13 protein-coding genes are annotated in these 15,858 nt (G+C 66.9%); 2 read left to right on the plus strand and 11 right to left on the minus strand.

Translation table 11 applies throughout. From position 1 onward, the window contains the following. Positions 1 to 688 precede the first annotated feature (688 nt). From ACO1P8_RS11800 to ACO1P8_RS11825, 6 genes are all read right to left on the minus strand, one after another. Entirely contained in the window at positions 689 to 2,242 is a 1,554-nt protein-coding gene (locus tag ACO1P8_RS11800; RefSeq protein WP_486296074.1) for an ABC transporter substrate-binding protein, read from the minus strand. A gap of 101 nt (positions 2,243 to 2,343) precedes the next feature. Beyond that, positions 2,344 to 2,970, minus strand: a complete 627-nt coding sequence (locus ACO1P8_RS11805; RefSeq protein ID WP_094840593.1) for a GntR family transcriptional regulator — start codon at positions 2,968 to 2,970, stop codon at positions 2,344 to 2,346. Between the two features lie 41 nt (positions 2,971 to 3,011). Beyond that, a complete protein-coding gene (locus tag ACO1P8_RS11810; protein ID WP_486296075.1) occupies positions 3,012 to 4,679 on the minus strand; it encodes an ABC transporter ATP-binding protein in 1,668 nt (555 codons plus the stop codon). Next, on the minus strand, positions 4,676 to 5,497 hold the full coding sequence (locus ACO1P8_RS11815; RefSeq protein ID WP_486296076.1) for an ABC transporter permease: 822 nt from the start codon (positions 5,495 to 5,497) through the stop codon (positions 4,676 to 4,678). The genes ACO1P8_RS11810 and ACO1P8_RS11815 overlap by 4 nt, the downstream gene beginning before the upstream one ends. Continuing rightward, entirely contained in the window at positions 5,494 to 6,438 is a 945-nt protein-coding gene (locus ACO1P8_RS11820; RefSeq protein WP_486296077.1) for an ABC transporter permease, read from the minus strand. Before ACO1P8_RS11820 ends, ACO1P8_RS11815 begins: the two co-directional genes overlap by 4 nt. Positions 6,439 to 6,530: 92 nt before the next feature. Then, positions 6,531 to 7,391 carry an alpha/beta hydrolase gene (locus tag ACO1P8_RS11825; protein WP_486296078.1) on the minus strand — a complete coding sequence of 287 codons (861 nt, stop codon included), beginning with the start codon at positions 7,389 to 7,391 and terminating at the stop codon, positions 6,531 to 6,533. 296 nt (positions 7,392 to 7,687) lie between these two features. On the opposite strand from ACO1P8_RS11825, the gene ACO1P8_RS11830 reads away from it, so the two are divergent. Together ACO1P8_RS11830 and ACO1P8_RS11835 are read left to right on the plus strand one after the other, a co-directional pair. Further along, positions 7,688 to 8,584, plus strand: a complete 897-nt coding sequence (locus tag ACO1P8_RS11830; RefSeq protein WP_486296079.1) for a YihY/virulence factor BrkB family protein — start codon at positions 7,688 to 7,690, stop codon at positions 8,582 to 8,584. A gap of 33 nt (positions 8,585 to 8,617) precedes the next feature. After that, complete coding sequence (locus tag ACO1P8_RS11835) at positions 8,618 to 9,820, plus strand: FUSC family protein (RefSeq protein WP_486296080.1); 1,203 nt, start codon at positions 8,618 to 8,620, stop codon at positions 9,818 to 9,820. A 119-nt stretch (positions 9,821 to 9,939) separates the two neighbouring features. Here ACO1P8_RS11835 and ACO1P8_RS11840 read toward each other — a convergent pair whose 3' ends face one another. The 5 genes from ACO1P8_RS11840 to ACO1P8_RS11860 all read right to left on the minus strand — a co-directional run bounded on the left by ACO1P8_RS11840 (position 9,940) and on the right by ACO1P8_RS11860 (position 15,857). After that, positions 9,940 to 11,010 (minus strand): Ldh family oxidoreductase, encoded by a 1,071-nt coding sequence (locus ACO1P8_RS11840; RefSeq protein ID WP_486296081.1) that lies wholly within the window; start codon positions 11,008 to 11,010, stop codon positions 9,940 to 9,942. Beyond that, positions 10,998 to 12,209, minus strand: coding sequence for a D-mannonate dehydratase ManD (gene manD, locus ACO1P8_RS11845; protein WP_486296082.1), 1,212 nt, complete (start codon positions 12,207 to 12,209; stop codon positions 10,998 to 11,000). The genes ACO1P8_RS11840 and manD overlap by 13 nt, the downstream gene beginning before the upstream one ends. A 71-nt stretch (positions 12,210 to 12,280) precedes the next feature. Further along, positions 12,281 to 13,816 (minus strand): UxaA family hydrolase, encoded by a 1,536-nt coding sequence (locus ACO1P8_RS11850; RefSeq protein WP_486296083.1) that lies wholly within the window; start codon positions 13,814 to 13,816, stop codon positions 12,281 to 12,283. A gap of 106 nt (positions 13,817 to 13,922) precedes the next feature. Then, positions 13,923 to 14,786, minus strand: coding sequence for a fumarylacetoacetate hydrolase family protein (locus ACO1P8_RS11855; RefSeq protein WP_486296084.1), 864 nt, complete (start codon positions 14,784 to 14,786; stop codon positions 13,923 to 13,925). A 315-nt stretch (positions 14,787 to 15,101) separates the two neighbouring features. Next, positions 15,102 to 15,857, minus strand: coding sequence for an SDR family oxidoreductase (locus tag ACO1P8_RS11860; RefSeq protein ID WP_094839883.1), 756 nt, complete (start codon positions 15,855 to 15,857; stop codon positions 15,102 to 15,104). Position 15,858 lies beyond the last annotated feature (1 nt).

Raw genomic sequence — 15,858 nt, forward strand, 5'->3', positions numbered from 1 at the left:
ATTTTGCATTGCACGTCGCATCGAGGCCGCCCAGCGCGGCCCCGCTGCGCCTACGCCGTAGTTGAATGCGACGGGCTGCATGCGAATGGCGGTGAGGATGGCAACGCGTTCATCATGCCACGTATCGTTGACCCTCTCGGCTCGATCGCCATCTTGCCCACGGCACATGCGGATGCGCGCATGCAACGGCACCCACTCCGGATGCAAGACCGTCGCACGAAAGCATCCGCGGCATACCGTACTGTGTAGGCGATCGCTGGCCGCGCTGGGCGGCCGGCGATCGACGTGCGCCGCAAAATCATCCAACGGCAGCAACCACCACCAACGAAGCGCAAGAACCCACCCCGTCGCAACGACCGCGATTAAGGCAAACCGGAGTCCGGCGGGGGTGGTGCCTGTCGGGGTCAGCCCGTTGAGGACGAGCGAGCGGAATCGAAGGGAGGCGTGGCGCGGACGCCATCACCAAGAACACCACAAGCCAACGCCCGCCGGACGAGATCAGCGCAGCGGTGCCCGGCGCCCGCGCGCCGGGACGGACGATCGGGCTGGCCCCGACAGGCACCACCCCCGACGGACGGCACAAGCAAAATACCCACGGACAGCGACCACCAACGGACCAGACCGGCAAGACACCGCCAACAGCAACCGTCAACGAACCCCTTCAGCAAGCCCCAGCCGCAGCAAGCGCCTATTCCCCCACGGAAGCCCCCCAGGCAAGCGGCTTCCCTTCCCACACGGTAAAGCCCTTCAAACGCTGGCTAACCCCCCAGGGCTGATTACCGTTGGACAACAGAATCAAAGGCGCCTGCGCCAGCATCAACGTATGCAGTTTGTCGAATATCGCCTGACGCTTCGCCGGATCGAGTTCCGAGAAACTTTCGTCGATCAACGCCTGCGCCTGCGGATCGTCCCACACCTTCCGCGGCTGCTTATCCTTGTTCCCGGAAAACTGCTCGTAACTCAAGGCCGGATCCAGGCGCGAGGAATAGCTGAACGAACTGATCTGGTAATTGCCCTTGTTGTAGCGATCCAGCTGCGTCGCCCATTCCAGAACCTCGATCTGCGCATTGATCCCGACCGCCTGCATCATCGCTTGCGCCATCACCGCCACCTGGTAGCTCGGCACGTGGGCGCGCTTGTTCGCGTAGATGACGATTTTCTCGCCCTTGTACCCTGCTTCCTTCAGCAGCTTCTGCGCCAGCGCCGGATCGTAGTGATAGGCCTGCGCCTGCACCTTGTCGTAAAACGACGAATCCCGCGAAACCGCCGAGGCATTGGGCGTGCCCAGGCCCTCCGTGGCCGCCTGCACGATCTGCGGGATATCCAGCGACGCCGCGATCGCCTGGCGCAGCTTGACGTTCTTCAGCAGCGGATCGCGCGTCTGGAACAGCAGCGTGTGCTTGGCGGAGTCCGAAGCGACCTGGATATGGATCTGCTTTTGCGACTTCAGCTCCGGCACGTCGGTATAGGGTATCTGGCCGGCGTCGATTGCGCCGGACATCAGGCCTGCCTTGACGGTGGATGCATCCGGAACGACCAGGAACTTGACTTCGTCCACCAGGGGCTTCTTGCTGCCCAGATAGCCGTCCGGCTTGTCTCCCGGTGGGGATACATAATCCTTGAACGCCTTCAGCACGATGTACTCGCCGCGCTTCCACTCACCCAGCATGAAGGGGCCGGTGCCGACCGGTTTGTCCCAACTGCCGTCGGCCTTGACGGAGGCCTTGTTCAGGATGGCCGTCATGCCGCAATCGGTGCGCGCGAGCGTATCGAGGAACACGGCGGACTTGTGATTGAGCTTCATCACGAACGTCTTCGCGTCGGGCGCAGACACCTCTTCCACCTTCAGGCCGTTGCGGCCGTCGAATTCCGTGCGGCAGCGCCAGTCCGTGGACGGATCCATGTAGCGCTTCCAGCTCCACATCACGTCGGCCGATGTCATCGGTTCGCCATTGTGGAACTTGACGCCGTCGCGCAGGGTGAAGGTGTAGGTAAGCCCGTCCGGCGAAATGTCGACGGACTTGGCCAGCAGCGGTCCCACCGCTCCATTGGCGCGGTACCCCACCAGGCCTTCCACCATGTTCAGGACCACGCCGTCGGTCGTGTCGTCGCGATTGACCCCCGGGTTGGTGGAGCGGATATCCGCCGGCTCGGAGATAACGTAGGACGAGGCATGGGCCGCGCCCGCGGCGGCAAGGAAGGCGGCCGCCAGGGCGGCGCGCAGAGGCGGAATGGGCTTCACGGAAGACTCCTTTGGGGACGCCTTAAATTTAGACAATATTGGCGCCAAATTTGGGCATTATGCGGAGTGCGCCCCGCCCGCGTAACCCGGACTTTCCCGAGTCAGGGCATGGTTTGCATCACATGCTCGCGAATGATTTTCTGCAGGCGCTTGACGTCGCGCGCCTGTACGGCGGCGACGATATCGAAGTGTTCGCGCACCGATTTTTCGATGCGGGCGCGCGTCATCCACTGCGTGGCGGGCGCCGCGACCGCGCGGCTGCGCATATCCTGGATCAGCGCCACCAGCTCGCGGTTAGCGCACATGTCGTACAGCGCCTCGTGGAACTGCAGGTTGACCTCGTACTGCTGCAGCAGCGTGCCGGTCAGCACCAGTTGCTCGAAGCGTTCGGCCATGGCGCGCAGCTGCGCGACCTTGGCATCGGTGACCTGGGGCATCAGGTCGGCCGCGGCACCGACTTCCAGCAAGGCGCGGATGTCGCGGATGTGGTTCTGGCGCGCTTCATCGATGGCGTGGACGTGGTAGCCGCGATTGGGCACATGCTCGATGACGCGCTTCTGGGTCAGATGATCCAGCGCGCGGCGCACGTCCAGCCGCTTGGCGCCGTAGCGTTCCTGCAGATCGATCTGCTTGAGCCACGCCCCCGTGCCGAACACGCCGGACTGGATGTCGCGGGCAAGTTGATCGGCCAATGACGTCGGGCCGGTGGAAGCTGCCGTCTTTGGCATGATGAGATTCCGTAATTGGGTCAGGCAGATTTTACGGACAATCACGCCGCCGCGGTGGCCTCAGGCGTTTCGGCGAAGCGCCATTTCAGGCGCACCCCGCCGCTTTCGGTCGACACCAGCATGGGGATCGCGGCCAACAGCCGCCGCGTGTAATTCTCGCGCGGGGCGTCGAAAATCTGGTCGCGCGTGCCCTGCTCCACGATGTTGCCGTCCTGCATGACGATCACCCGGTCGGCCACCTGTTCGACCACGCCCAGATCATGGCTGATGAACAGGCAGCTGAAGCCGTGCTTGCGCTGCAGTTCGGCGAACAGATCGAGGATCTGCGCCCGCACCGTGACGTCCAGGGCCGATACGGGTTCGTCCGCGATCACGAAGGACGGGCGGCGCACGACGGCGCGGGCGATGGCGACACGCTGGCGCTGTCCACCGGAAAGCTCGTGCGGATAGCGGGCCCCGTGCTCGGCGGACAAGCCCACTTCGTCCAGCACTTCGCGCACCCGGCGCCCCTTGTCGGCGGCGGCCAGGCCAGGTACCAGCCGTAGCGCCTCGCCCACCAGCTGGGCCACCGTCATGCGCGGGTCCAGCGACGAATAAGGATCCTGGAACACCATTTGGCAATTCAGACGGTAGTCGTTCCAGGCGGCGTGGGTGCGCGCGATGGGCTGGCCGCGGAAGAGGATCTGCCCTTCGGCCGGCGTAACCAGGCCGGCGATGGCGCGGCCCAAGGTGGTCTTGCCCGAGCCCGAGCCGCCGACCACGGCGACGACCTCGCGCGGATGCACGGCCAGCGAGATACCGTGCAGGGCACGCTTGCTGGCCGTGCGTGAGAACATACGCCTGCGGCCGGCGTAATCGACCACCAGTTGGCGTACTTCGACGACGGGCGCCTCGCGCGCGGGCAGGCGTGCCGGCATGCGGCGCGGCATCGCCTGCAGCAGCTTGCGGGTGTAGGGGTGTCGCGGCCGGGCCAGCAGATCCGCGGTCGAGCCGCTTTCGACGACCTCGCCCTGCGACATGACGATGACGCGTTCCGTATAGCGCGCGACCATGGGCAGATCGTGGCTGATCATGAGCACCGCGGTGCCGTGCTCGCGGGTCAGTCCCACCATCAGTTCCAGCACGTCGCGCTGCACCACCGCATCCAGCGCAGTGGTGGGCTCGTCGGCCACCAGCAGCGCCGGCGCCAGCAGCATCACGGAGGCCAGCATCATGCGTTGGCGCATCCCGCCGGAGAACTCGTGCGGCCAGGCGGCGAGCGCGCCTTCGGGATCGCGCAGCCCCACGCGCGCAAGCATATCCAGGATGCGCTTGCGACGCTCGCCCGCGCCCAGGTCGCGCCGATGCAATGCCAGGCCCTCTTCCAGCTGGCGCCCTATCGTCATGGAAGGATTGAGCGAGGTCATGGGTTCCTGGAACACCATGCCGATGCGAGCCCCACGCAGGCGCCGCAGCACCGCCGGTGTGGCGCGCGTGATATCCGTGCCTTCGACCAGGATGCGGCCGCCGACGCGGACCAGCGGCGGCGGGGTCAGGCCCAGGATGGCGCGCGCCGCTTGCGTTTTGCCGCTGCCCGATTCGCCGACGATACCGACCATCTCGCCAGGGGCGATGTCGAAGGAGACGTCGCGTACGATCTCGCGCCCGCCATGCCCGACAGCCAGGGTCAGGCCTTGCACGCTGACCAGGGATTGCGCCGCGCCGCTCATTGCATGCCTCGCATGCGGGGATCGAGGCGGTCGCGAACGGCATCGCCGAGCAGGTTGATGCCCAGCAGCGTCAGCGCGATGCACAGGCCCGGCAGGATGGAAAGGTAAGGCGCCTGGGACAGGAAGGGCCGCGCCGCCGACAGCATATTTCCCCAGGTCGGCGCGGGCGGCGGAACGCCCAGGCCCAGGAAGGACAACGCGCTTTCGGCCAGCACCACCCAGCCGAACATCGACGTGGCCAATACCGTCAGGGGCGCCACGCAGTTGGGCAGCACATGGCGGCCCATGGTGTAGAGCTCGGAGTTCCCCAGCACGCGCGACGCTTCGATGAATTCCTTTTCGCGCAGCGACAATACGGTGCCGCGCACGATGCGCGCCACCGAGGGCGTATAGGCCAGGCCGAGCGCCAGGATGATGCCGTACTTGTTGGCGCCCACCACGGCCAGCAGGCCCAGCGCCAGCAGCAGGCCGGGGAAAGCGAGCAGCGCATTGTTGAACGCCATGACGATGCGGTCCGTCCAGCCGCGCACGAAGCCGGTCAGCACGCCTACGCAAGTGCCCGCGAACAGCGCGAAAGTGACCGTCAGCAGGCTGATCCACACGCTGGCCGACGCGCCGGCCATCAGCCGCGATAGCTCGTCGCGGCCGAATTCGTCGGTGCCCAGGAGAAAGGCGCCGCCGGGCGCGCGCAGGCGCGCGACGAAGTTGATTTTGAGCGGATCGTGGGGCGTCCATGCGACGCCGACGATGGCGGCGACGACGATCGCGCCGACCAGGACGCCGCCTACCAGCGCATTGGCTGCCATGCGTTTCTTCATTCGACGGTCACCCTGGGATCGAAGATGGGATAGCACAGGTCGACGACGAGGTTGACGACCACGTAGATGACGGCCACGAACAGCAGGCAGCCCTGGATCACCGGGTAGTCGCGCCCGAAGATGGAATCCACCAGCAGCCGGCCCAGGCCCGGTATGGTGAAGACGGTCTCCACCACCGCGATGCCGCCCAGCAGATTGCCCAGCACCAGGCCGATCAGGGTCCAGGTGGGGCCGAAAGCGTTCTTGAAGGCATGGCGCATCAAAACCGTGCGTTCGGACAGACCCTTGGCGCGCGCATGGGTGATGTAGTCCAGGCGCAGGACTTCCAGCGTACTGGCGCGCGCCATGCGCATGATGACGCCGATCTCGTGCAGGAACAGCGTAAGCACCGGCATGGCCAGGTACAGCAGGCCGGCGCGCCAGTCGCTGGCGACCGACACGTAGCCGACGACCGGCAGCCATTGCAGCTTGACCCCGAAGAACAGCAGGAGCAGCAGACCGCCCCAGAACGTGGGGATGGACACCAGCAGCGTCGCGCCGCCGACCAGCATCACGTCGGGCAAGGCGTTCTGCTTCCAGGCGGCGATCATGCCGGCAGGCCCCGCCACGACGCTGGCCAGGAGGACGGCCGCCAGGACTACCTGGGCGCTGACCAGGAAGCGATCCCATACCAGGCCCAGCACCTGTTGGCCGGTGGTGATGGACACGCCCAGGTCGCCATGCAGCATATTGCGGAACCAGATGCCGAACTGCACGGGCCAGGTCTGGTCCAGCCCCAGGCGCGCACGCAGGTCCGCCAGGCTGGCGGGATCGGCCAGGTCGCCCAGCATCAGTTGCGCGGGGTCCCCGGGGATCAGCCGGATCATGACGAACACCGCGACCGCGACGATCAGCAGCGTGGGCAGCGTCATGACGATGCGGGTCAGCGCGAAACGCAGCATGGCTTTCGTCCTAGGCCACGGGGGCCGGTTAACGCCGGCCCGCGCGGGGACCGGGCTGCTTGGCGCGGGTTCATCGTACCGGCATCGTCCGCTTAAGACTCGCCGCGGTCCTGCCGCAGCACCTTGGCGAAGAAGTCCTGCACGATGCCGACGACTTTCAGGCCATCGTGCGGGACGTTGTCCACCACATCCATCTCTACGGCCACGCCGGCGGCCTCGAAGGATCGCCGCAAGGTAGCCAGGCGCTCGGGGCGCGTGCGGCCGGCGTCGTTGCAGCCGGGCATGTAGTACTTGCCGCCCGGCTGGTGGGTGATTTCCCAGGTTTCCAGGTCGGCCTTGCCGACCACCATATGCACCGCGACGCGCCGCAGTGCGTCCAGATCCAGGGACTTGCCGAAGCGCGCCGCCATATCGCGCGTGCCCACCCACCAGTCCTTGTCCGCGTCCAGCAGCGTGACGGAGCCGGGCGCGCCGATGGACACGGCGCGCAGCCGTTCGGGATGCAGCACCGCGAAACGATTGACGAACTGTCCGCCGCCCGAATAGCCGAACAGCATGAAGCGGCTGAAATCGCAGCCGAACTTGCCGGCGACTTCGTCCACCATATCCAAAAGCACGTCGTCGTAGCGGATATCGCCTTCGCGCAAATGCTTGAAGCCGTCGCGGTTGCCGTCGCCCAGCACGCCGGCCGGGAACAGCGGGCACAGGACCACGCAATCGTTCCAGCGGGCGAATTCCGCGAAGGCATCGCGGTACTCGACAAAAGCGCGGCCCGTGCCGTGCACGATGACGACCAATTGCATGGGCCGCCGCGCCTGCGCGATGTGCGGCGGGACGTAGGTGCAGTAGGAAAACCGGGGGTCGCTGCGCGACGCGTAGATGATGCCGGGGCCGAGGTCGTACAGGGCCCGCGCCAGGCTGGCGCTGTCGGCGGCGGAAGAGTCTTGGGGCATGGAGCGCTCGATGGAAAAGAAGCGTCGTGCGGCGCGGCGCGTGCCGCACGACATGCTGCCTAAATTGGCGCCAATATTATGAACACCGGTGGCTGCCGACAAGACGGGTAATCCCCTAGCGCGGCGGAGCGCGGGCCGCCATTGGCGCCGCCACGGCGCAACTGGTAAGGTCGGGGTGCCCGTCGGGCGCCCGATCCGGGCGGCACGCGGGAACAACGATTGCTGGTCTTCGGCCCACGCGAGGCATGCGCGGCCGGCACCAGGGTTTTTCAACGTTGAAGATGGCGAGTTCGCTTATGTCCTATCTATCGCGTCTACGGACCACGCCTTCGGTGCTGGTACGCCTGATCGTCGCATCCGGCCAGCAGTGGTCGGAGCACCGCGCGTCGAGCAAGGGCGCGGCCCTGGCGCTTTACACGATTTTTTCGTTGGCGCCCATGCTGATCCTGGTGATCGCGGTGGCCGGCGCGTTCTTCGGCGAACAGGCCGTGCGGTCCGAACTGGTCGGCCAACTGCGCGACCTGATGGGCGATCGCGGCGCGGAAGTGATCCAGATCGTCCTGGCCAGCGCGCACGAATCGGGCAGCGGCCTGGTCGCGACGGTCATCTCCATCGGCGTGCTCATATTCAGCGCCACCACCGCCTTCGCGGAGTTGAAGCAAAGCCTGGACGAGCTATGGGAAGTGCGGGGCCAGGGGCGCAGCGGCGTACACGGCATGGTGCGCAGCCGCCTGCTGTCTTTCGGCCTGGTGCTGGTGCTGGCCCTGTTCCTGCTGATATCGCTGACCGTGAATGCCGCCCTGAGCGCGGCGCACGACTACTACGGCGAACTGTGGACCAACTCCGCGTTCGCGATGGTCGCCGAGGTGCTGTCCGGCGTGTTTTCCTTCGCGGTGGTCGCCGCACTGTTCGCGGTCATCTACAAGCTGCTGCCCAATGCGGTGATCCCCTGGAAGCACGTCGTGCCAGGCGCGATCGTCACGGCGGCGCTGTTCCTGTTGGGGAAATGGGGGATCGGCCTGTACCTGGGGCGTGGCGCGGTGGCCTCGGCCTACGGCGCGGCCGGCTCGGTGGTGGCCTTGCTGTTGTGGATCTACTATTCGGCGCAGATTTTCTTCTTCGGCGCGGTCTTCACGCGCCAATACGCGCTATACATGAGCCGCGAGGAAGAAACCGCACAGCCCGCGCCCTAGCCTGGGCGCACCTCCCGCTGGAGCCACCGATAGATGGATACGGAACCGCCCGCCGCCGCGCCGCGCCGTTCGATGCTTTCTTATGCCTTTTTCCACTTGCTGGACCCGCTGCGCCGCATGGTCCAGGCCGTGCGCACCCTGGGCTCGCCTTACCAGCGCTACCGCCACGCCCGCGCGCTGCACGGCATGCGGGTGGCGCTGGCACTGCTGGCGACGCTGGTACTGTCGCGCGGCCTGGACCTGCCGCACAGCATATGGGCCAGTGTTTCACTGTTGACGGTCATCGGCGGCATCCAGCATCAGGGCAACATCCGCAGAAAGGCGATGGAGCGCGGGATGGGTACCCTGCTGGGCGCCGCGGCCGGCCTGCTGCTGATCCTGCTGGACCAGTACGGCAGATCGCCGGCGGCGACCATCGGCGCCATGTCGTTGATCGCCGGCCTGTGCGCCTACTATGCGATCGGACGCGGCGGCTATATCGCCCTGTTGACCGCCATCACGATGATGATCGTCGCGGGCGAGGGCGACGATTCCATGACCATGGGCTTGTGGCGAACCCTGCAGGTGTGTATCGGTATCGCCGTCGCACTGGTCTTTTCGTTCGCGCTGCCGCTGAACGGCAGCTACGCATGGCGCTATGAGCTGGCGTTGAACCTGCGCCGCATGCAGCGCGTGATCCGCCGGCTGCAAACCGACAAACCGCTGACGCCCGAAGCCCGCAGCGCCGTATTTGCCGACCTGGGCAAGCGCTCGATCGCGCTGCGCGGCCTGATGCCATCGGCCGCCAAGGAAATGCGGCTGTCGTCGGCGCGGATGGAGGAGATCCAGCATCATCAACGGGCCATCATGGCCTCGCTGGAGGTGATATCCAGCGCGCGGCTGCAGGAGCCGCGCGAAGTGCAATTGGCCCTGGCACGCGCATTCCGCGGCGATATCGGGCAGGACATGCGTATGGGATTGCTGGCCATCGCGCGGGCGCTGCGGGCCGGAGATACGTCGGGGCTGGATACGGCTCCCGTCCGGAGGACCCCCGGCGTGGCTGGCGCACCGGCCACCCGCGCTGGCGCGGACGATCCCGCCGATGGCGGGACGGCGGGCCATGCCGTGGAACAGGCGGTGCCGGTCGCTGTCCTGCCCCCGGCCATGCAGGGACCGGATTGGGTCATGCGCGAAACGGCGGCGCAGATCGACCAGTTGCGCCGCGCGCTGTTGGTCCTGCCGCGCCAACGCAACTAGTCCGCCCGCATTGCCGTGCCCCGCCCGTCGCGAACGGGCCAGGTGGCGATGCCCATATCCGGCGCCCGCGCCTGCCCGTGCAGGACGTAGCGATACGACCCTGCCAGGCGGGCCGGACCCTACCGCGTATCCCGCGCCGCCGGCAGGGGCACGCGCAGGCGCTCGCTCCAGGCGCTCATCTCGCTCCACAACCCCGGTTCGATCGGGATGCCGTGCGCCGCGCGGCGCGCGGCGGCGTCCAGTTCAGGATCGCCCGGCATGCGCGGCTGGCCGGGCTGTTCGGCCAGTTCGCGCGCCATGTGCTCGATCGTGGCGGCGAGCGTCGCGCCGCCGGGAAAGCGCGCGGGATCGATGACGATGAAGAAGGCGCCCAGGCGGCGCGGCAACTCCAGCTTGTCATACATCGGCGAAATATGCGGACCGTGCGGATTTCCATTCAAGGGACCGCACAGCAATTCGATCATCAGCGCCAGGGCGTAGCCCTTATGCCCGTACGACGGCCCGCCCAGGGGACGCAGGGCGCGCGCGGCGTGGGGATCGCGGGCGTCCAGGCCCTGCTCGTCCAGCGCCACGCCTTCGGGCAGCTCCATGGCCTCGCGGCGCGCGTTCATGACGCGATTCCAGGGAATGGAGGTCGTGGCCATGTCCAGGCAGACGGGTTCGCCCCCGGCGCGCGGAAAGGCGATGGAGATGGGATTCGTGCCGAGGAAAGGCACGTGGCCGCCGAACGGCGCGGCGATCGAATCGGAATGCGTGAAGCCGATGCCTATCATGCCGGCACGCGCGGCCTCGCGCGTGTACAGCCCGATGGCGCCGCAATGGGAGGAGTCGGATACGCCTACCGCACCCACGCCGCATTCCGCCGCGATCTCCATGGCCAGGCGATTGGCCCGGTACGACACGACAATGCCCAGCCCCTGCCCGCCCTGCACCTGGCCGGTCGCCGGCCCGCTGCGGCTGACGATAATGGCCGGGCGCGCCAGGATGGACCCGTGCGCCAGGCGGTTCAGGTAATGCGGCAGGCGCGCGATGCCGTGGGAATCGATGCCCCACAGGCTGGTCTGCACCAGGCCGCGCGCGACCAGCCGCGCATCGTCATCGGTCACGTCGTGCGCGCGCAGGCAGGCCGTGCCCCATTCGGTAAGCGCGTCGGCATCGCAGTGGCGCATGGGGCGTCCTACCAGTTCCATAGTGTTCCGTCGTGGGCAAGCCGGTTCACCGGCAGATAGGCGCGCTGGTAGGGGTACTTGCCCGCCAGCGCCTCGTCGATTTCCACCCCGTGCCCCGGGACGTCGCCGGGCACCATCATGCCATCCTCGAATCGATAGGCGTGCGGGAACACGGCATCCGTTTCTTCGGTGTGGCGCATGTATTCCTGCACGCCGAAGTTCGGTATCGCGATATCGAAGTGCAGCGCCGCCCCCATGCAGACCGGCGACAGATCCGTGGCGCCGTGGCAGCCGGTACGCACCTGGTACAGCGCCGCCAGGTCGGCGATGCGCCGCAGATGCGTGATGCCGCCGGCGTGCACCACCGTGGCCCGGATATAGTCGATCAACTGGTTCTGGATCAGGTCCTTGCAATCCCACACCGTGTTGAAGATCTCGCCGACGGCCAGCGGCGTGACGGTATGCTGGCGGATCAGGCGGAAGGCCTCCTGGTTCTCGGCCGGCGTCGGGTCTTCGATCCAGAACAGCCGATAGGGCTCCAGGGATTTGCCCAGCCGCGCCGCTTCGATCGGCGTCAGGCGATGGTGAACGTCGTGCAGCAGGTGCACGTCCCAACCGACGGCATCGCGGATCCTCTCGAACAGCCTGGGCGTGTGGTCCAGGTATTTTTCCGTGGACCAGTCGTGCTCCGAGGGCAGCGAGGCATCCGCGGGCTCGTAGAACATGCGGCCGCGGCCCACGCCGTAGACCGATTGCAGGCCGGGCACCCCACTCTGGGCACGGATGGCCCGGTAACCCATGTCGCGATAGCGCAGCACTTCGTCGGCGGTTTCTTCGATGTCGCGGCCGTTGGCATGGCCATAGACCATCACGCCCTCGCGGCTCTTGCCGCCCAGCAGCTGGTACAGGGGCAGGTTGGCGGCCTTGGCCTTGATGTCCCACAGCGCGGTGTCGACCGCGGCGATGGCCGTCATGGTGACGGGGCCCTTGCGCCAGTAGGCGCCACGGTAGAGGAACTGCCAGATGTCTTCGATCTGGTGGGCATCGCGCCCGATCAGGCAGGGAATGACGTGATCGGTCAGGTAGCTGGCGACGGACAATTCGCGGCCGTTCAGGGTGGCATCGCCGATGCCGGCCAGCCCCGCATCGGTTTCGATCTTCAGCGTCACGAAATTGCGGCCGGGGCTGCAAACGATGACGCGGGCGGATGTGATTTTCATGAAACGGATTCCAGGTATGGCGCGCGCGGCCCTTCCCCCGGGCGCGCGCGAAGGACGGGCCTTGCCCGGCGCTACATCACCGCGCCCAGTTGCCACGGGACGAATTCGTTCTGCCCGTAGCCATGCGCCTCGCTCTTGGTGACGCGGCCGGAGGCGGTGGCCAGCATCAGCCTGAATATCCGTTCCCCCATTTCCTCCACGGTGGCGCGGCCTTCCACGATGGCACCGCAATCGATGTCGACGTCGTCTTCCTGGCGTTCCCACAAGGCCGTGTTGGTGGACAGCTTCAGCGATGGTGCGGGTGCGCAGCCGTAGGCCGAGCCCCGGCCGGTGGTGAAACAGATCAGGTTGGCACCGCCGGCCACCTGCCCGGTCGCCGACACCGGGTCGTAGCCCGGCGTATCCATGAAGACCAGGCCCCGCGCGGTAACGGGCTCGGCGTATTCATAGACGTCGACCAGGTTGGTGGTTCCGCTCTTGGCGATGGCGCCCAGCGACTTTTCCAGGATGGTCGTCAGGCCGCCGGCCTTGTTGCCCGCCGACGGGTTGTTGTCCATCTCGGCATCGTTGCGGCGGCAGTAGTCTTCCCACCAGCGCAGGCGCGCCAGCAGCTTGTCCGCCACGGCGGGCGATACCGCGCGGCGGGTAAGCAGGTGTTCGCCGCCATAGATCTCGGGCGTTTCGGACAGGATGGCCGTGCCGCCATGCCGCACGAGCAGGTCGACGGCGGCGCCCAGCGCCGGGTTGGCGCTGATGCCGGAATAACCGTCGGAGCCCCCGCATTGCAGGCCCACCGTAATGTGGCTGGCGGGAACCGGCGTGCGCCGGACCCGGTTGGCCTCTTCCAGCATCCATTCCACCAGTTCAATGCCCCGGGCAACGGTCTTGCGCGTGCCGCCGGTGTCCTGGATGTTGAAGGTCTGCAACTGGCGGCTTTCGTGCAGTCCTTCCTGCTCCATCAGCCCGCCGATCTGGTTGGTTTCGCAGCCCAGGCCCACCATCATCAGGCCGCCGAAATTGGGATGGCGCGCATAGCCGCCCAGCGTGCGGCGCAGGACCTTCAAGGGCTCGCCCTCGCTACTGGTGGCGCAGCCGGCACCGTGGGTCAGCGCGACCACGCCGTCGACATTGGGGTAATCGGCCAGGGCACCCGGATTGATATCGCGGCGGAAGTGATCGGCGATGGCGCGCGCCACGGTGGCCGAACAGTTCACGGAAGTCAGCACGCCGATGTAGTTGCGCGTCGCCACGCGGCCATCGGCCCGGACGATGCCCTCGAACGTGGCGGGCGTATCGACATACGGCGTGGCATGGGCATCGCGGCCGACGGCGTAGTCGCGCTGGAACTCGCTGAATTCCAGGTTGTGGGTATGGACGTGCTGCCCGGCGGCGATGTCGTTGCGGGCGATGCCGATGATCTGGTTGTAGCGGCGCACCGGAGAACCGGCGGGGATATCGCGCACGGCGATCTTGTGGCCCGGCGGCACCAGGCCGACGACCGTCACGCCTTCGGCCGGCAGGCGGGTGCCGCCCAGCAGCTGGCGCCGCGCAATCACGACGTTGTCGGCCGCGTGGATGCGTATGACCGGGTTATCGATGGCGTTCAAGGTCTAGTCTCCTCTCGATGCGGCCCCTTCCGCGCGGAGGGGCGCGCCATGCGGACGCAGGTCAAGGCCTGGCGGCCGGGCGCGCGGCGGCCAGGACCTGTCGCCGCTAGCCGTCGATCAGCTCCGGATTCCAGGCATGGACGGGTTGCCGCTGTTCACCCAGGCCGTCGATGCCCAGGCGCATCGTATCGCCGTCCTTCAGGTACACGGGCGGCTTCATGCCCAGGCCGACACCGGGCGGCGTGCCGGTGGTGATGAGATCGCCCGGATACAGCGTCATGAAGCGGCTGACATAGCTGACCACCTGCGCGACATTGAAGATCATCGTGCGGGTATTGCCGGTCTGCATGCGCTTGCCATTGACGTCCAGCCACATGCCCAGGCTGTGCGGGTCGGCGATCTCGTCGGCGGTCACCAGCCAGGGGCCGACCGGCCCGAAGGTGTCGCAGCCCTTGCCCTTGTCCCAGGTGCCGCCGCGTTCGATCTGGTATTCGCGCTCCGAGACATCGTTGACGATGCAGTAGCCGGCCACATGCTTGAGCGCGTCCCCTTCGCTGACGTAGCGGGCCCGCGCGCCGATGACCACGCCCAGCTCGACTTCCCAGTCGGTTTTGACGGAGCCCTGGGGCAGGACGACCGGGTCGTTGCAGCCGACGACGCAGCTGGTCGGCTTCATGAAGACGACCGGTTCCGCCGGAATCGGCAGGCCCGATTCCGCCGCGTGGTCGGCGTAGTTCAGCCCGATGCAGACGAACTTGCCCATGCCGCGCCACGGCGGCGCGATACGCCCCGGCTCGGCCACCACCGGCAAACTGGACGGATCGACCTTGGCCAGCGGCGCCAGCCCCTGCGGCGTCAGCAAATCCGCGGTGATATCCGACACCACGCCGGACAAATCGCGAACCTTCCCGTCGCGGTCCAGCATGGCAGGTTTCTCGGCGCCCTTGGCCCCGTATCGCATCAGCTTCATCGTATTTCCTCGTACATGAATTCAACGTTCCAGCAATCTAACCCACCCGCGACACGCCAAGCCGCCCATCAGCCAACGCCGCCCCGAAAAAAACAGGTGCCCGCAAGCGAGGACGCCGACGATCCGGCTCCGCCACCCATCCAGCATTGCCCCCTTGAGGCGGAAGCGCGCAGCGCTTCGGGATGGGACTATCCACCACACCATCCCGCAAAAAACAGATGCCCCAAAACGGGGACGCCGATGATCCGGCCTCGCCGGTCCTCCAGCGTCGCCCCCTTGAGGGGGAAGCGCGTAGCGCTTCGGGGGTGGGCTCTATCAATTCGACCATCCACCGTCGATCACCTGTGTCGTGCCCGTCGTAAACGCGGACTCGTCGCTGGCCAGGTAGACGGCCAGCGCGGCGATTTCCTCGGCGCGGCCCAGGCGGCCCATGGGCTGGCGCGCGACGAACGATGCTTCGACGTCCTGCGGCGACTGGCCGTTCTGGCGCGCCTGCGCGGCGATGCGCTCGCGCAGCGACGGGGACTCTACCGTACCGGGACAGATGGCGTTGCAGCGGATGCCCTTGCCGACGAAATCCAGGGCGACGGATTTCGTCATGCCGACCACGGCGGCCTTGGTGGTGCTGTAGATGAAGCGGTTGGGGACGGCCTTGATGCTGCCCGCCACCGAGGCCATGTTGATGATGGAGCCGCCGCCCTTGGCCAGCATGCCGGGCAGGAAGCCCTGGATCAGGCGCATCATCGCGCGCACATTCAGCTCGACGGCGAAGGTCAGGTCGTCGTCCGTGGCGTCGAGAATGCCGCCGGCATGGACATAGCCCGCTCCGTTGAACAGGATGTCGACGCTGCCGGCGTCGGCCACCGCCCGCTTGACCGCCTGCGCGTCGGTCACGTCAAGCTCCAGGACAGTGCAATTGGGCAACTCCGCCAGCGCGCTCAGTCCCGTGGGATTGATGTCGGCGGCGATCACGCGCGCGCCTTCGCGCAGGAAGGCTTCCGCCGTCGCCCTGCCTATGCCCTGCCCCGCCGCCGTCACGAACGCCGACTTACCCGCCAATCGCTGACCCATT

The sequence above is a fragment of the Bordetella sp. genome, from assembly GCF_057362025.1.